Genomic DNA, 2714 nt, shown 5'->3' with positions numbered 1-2714 from the left:
AACGACCTTCCTCGCCAGCCGTATTAACATTATAGCCAAACTCAACAAATTTTCATTTGTCCGTGGTGCCCCGTTAGGGGCATGGATGGCTAACGGGGAACGATAGCAGAATAACGCTACCTGCTAATTCGGGTAGCCTGTTGAAGTAACGGGCAGTTATCCGGAAGGAAATGATGTAAATAAGAACGAATTGACTGGGTGTTGGAATTACACTTACGACCGAGAGGATAACGATGATATGAAGGATAACTACGAGGTATTATCAAAGCAGGGTTTTTGGGGAGATCAAAGGGACGGTACCTATGTCAATCCTGTTTTACCTGGAGATTATAGCGATCCGGATGTCATTAGAGTCGGTGAGGATTACTATTGTATCTCTTCTACTTTACATTGCTCTCCGGGGATGGCGGTGCTGCATTCCAAAGATCTTGTTAGTTGGAAAATGATAGGACATGTCGTTAGCGATTTGACAAGTATCGGCCCGGAGTACAATTATGATCGAATGAACCGTTATGGCAGAGGAGTTTGGGCAGGCTCGATCCGATTCCATAAGAATAAATTCTGGGTTTATTTTTTTACCCCCGATGAAGGACTATTTATGAGTACGGCTGCTGAACCAGCGGGGCCATGGGAGCCACTTCATCAAGTTTGGGAAGTTAGCGGCTGGGACGACTGTTGTTCGTTTTGGGACGATGACGGACAAGGGTACTTGGTTACCACCAACTTTGCTGACAACTATAATATCCATCTGTTTAAACTAAGTGGAGATGGCAAAGAGCTGCTGCATGATAGCGATACGATTATCCATCAGTACAAAGGTAGCGAAGCAAATAAGATCTACAAAATCGATGGATATTACTATTTTTTTCACAGTGAGGTTCGCTGTGAGGAAGGCAAGGACGTTAGAGTCGTCATAATGTTAAGGTCGAAGTCTATCTATGGGCCCTATGAGGAAAAGGAGCTTATCCATACGCACGGCATCGAAATAGACCGAGAGCCTAATCAAGGCGGACTTGTTCAGACGGCCTTAGGGGAATGGTATTTCATTTCTCATCAAGGAACAGGCGGGTATTACGAAGGCAGAACGCTTCACTTGCTGCCTGTAACTTGGGTTGACGGATGGCCGATAATCGGAAATGATACGGACGGCGACGGAATTGGGGAGATGGTATGGGGAGGCAGCAAGCCGATAAACGGGTATCCTACGACGGTTCTTTCAACAAACGACGATTTTGAGAGATGGGTACTTGAACCCCAGTGGGAATGGAATCATCAGCCGAAGGACGGCAAATGGTCGTTAACGGAACGGCCCAGCTATTTGCGTCTATACGCATGCCGTCCCATCGAAAAGGACAATTTTTTTACCGTAAGCAACATCATTTCACAAAGAGCGTTTAGAACCGTTCACAATACTGCAACCGCAAAAATAGATGTAAGCGGCATGGTTGACGAACAAGAAGCGGGTCTTTGCCATTTTGCACAAACCTATTGCACGATTGGCGTTCAACAGCGGAAGGGAACAAGGGTTCTGAAGTATAACAATTCGGGTACGATTGAGTTGGGACCGCAATTAAGGGTTTCTACCATTTGGTTAAGATCTGTGTGGAACATAGACGGAATTAATCGATTCGAATATAGCGTCGATGGGATGCATTTTACAAGCTTTGGAGGAGTCTATCAGCTGGGATGGGGGAATTACAGGGGAGATCGAATCGGGTTATACTGTTATAACAGTGAGAGCGAGCAGGGTTATATCGATGCAGACTGGTTTTGTTATGAGGCTGCTGAAGAAGTAAGATGCGGTAACGAAAGTGAATAAGCGGTTCATTTGCTGTCGTTTGAGAGCAGGTGACAAGATCAGACAGACGGAGAACCGTACCATAGATCAAGACTAGATCATTGAGCTAACGGGAGAACGATAGTTCAAAAACCACTTTATGAGGCTCTACCGCGAGAATGACCAGCAGCCTTACTGCACTAACGAACAGATTTGAGGGATAAATTGTTATATTAAGTGTAAGTTTACAATAGCGTAGTAATGAAGTACCCATTAAGGAGCTAAAATGAAAAACGTTGAACTATTTCTGAATCACATTGAAAAGGTTTTTGGTGACAATTATCAGATAAAAAGAATCGAATCAAAAGATGGCGGTCCTCCTGTACATTTGTTCATATACCGGGATTTACCTGAAACTGGCTTGATGACTTTTATAACCTACGGACTCTCAGAAGTTGACCATTCTGAATGGATAAATGGAAAACCTGAATTGATTCTAACCTTGGAAACCAATGATCTTTCCTGGGGTTATGCAATGGCAGGCTTAGTTACAGAACGAAGAGGAATAAAGAGATTTTCATACGGGGACCTATTTACTTCTGATGAGCCGGTAAGTGATGATTCAGAAATGGCTGGTTTCTTTGTTTTTTCACCTTCTGGACTTGATAAGGAATCACAGAAAATCGTTACAGAGGGCAAACCGATTTTCTTAGCGGGTATGTATCCAATTTATCGAGAAGAAGTTCAACTTTATAACCAAATCGGTCTTAAGGAATTCTGGTTCATGGAAGGTTTTGAATTATACAATCCAAGGCGAAAAAATTTAGCGTCGAATAAACAAGATTGAACTACCCTGAAAATCTCACATAGCAGAGAACTAAAAATGGCAATACGAAACTAGGCGCAGCTATGACGTTTTTTTCAAAAGGCTGCGTTT

Annotated in this window: 2 protein-coding genes; both read left to right on the top strand. The window is 43.3% G+C overall.

Translation table 11 applies throughout. From position 1 onward, the window contains the following. Nucleotides 1-238 precede the first annotated feature (238 nt). On the top strand, nucleotides 239-1819 hold the full coding sequence (locus J2Z65_RS35045) for a glycoside hydrolase family 43 protein (protein ID WP_209856390.1): 1581 nt from the start codon (nucleotides 239-241) through the stop codon (nucleotides 1817-1819). Between the two features lie 244 nt (nucleotides 1820-2063). Then, a complete protein-coding gene (locus J2Z65_RS35040) occupies nucleotides 2064-2624 on the top strand; it encodes a suppressor of fused domain protein (protein WP_209856387.1) in 561 nt (186 codons plus the stop codon). Nucleotides 2625-2714 lie beyond the last annotated feature (90 nt).

Origin of the sequence: Paenibacillus aceris, assembly GCF_017874035.1 — a bacterium.
Lineage (GTDB): Bacteria > Bacillota > Bacilli > Paenibacillales > NBRC-103111 > Paenibacillus_E > Paenibacillus_E aceris.
Note: the sequence above shows the minus strand (reverse complement) of the source record. Positions and strands in the feature narration are given on the sequence as shown.

Bases quoted from the DNA above. Each gene is read 5' to 3' on its own strand.
- J2Z65_RS35045 (WP_209856390.1), top strand. From the start codon at position 239: ATGAAGGATAACTACGAGGTATTATCAAAGCAGGGTTTTTGGGGAGAT.
- J2Z65_RS35040 (WP_209856387.1), top strand. From the start codon at position 2,064: ATGAAAAACGTTGAACTATTTCTGAATCACATTGAAAAGGTTTTTGGT.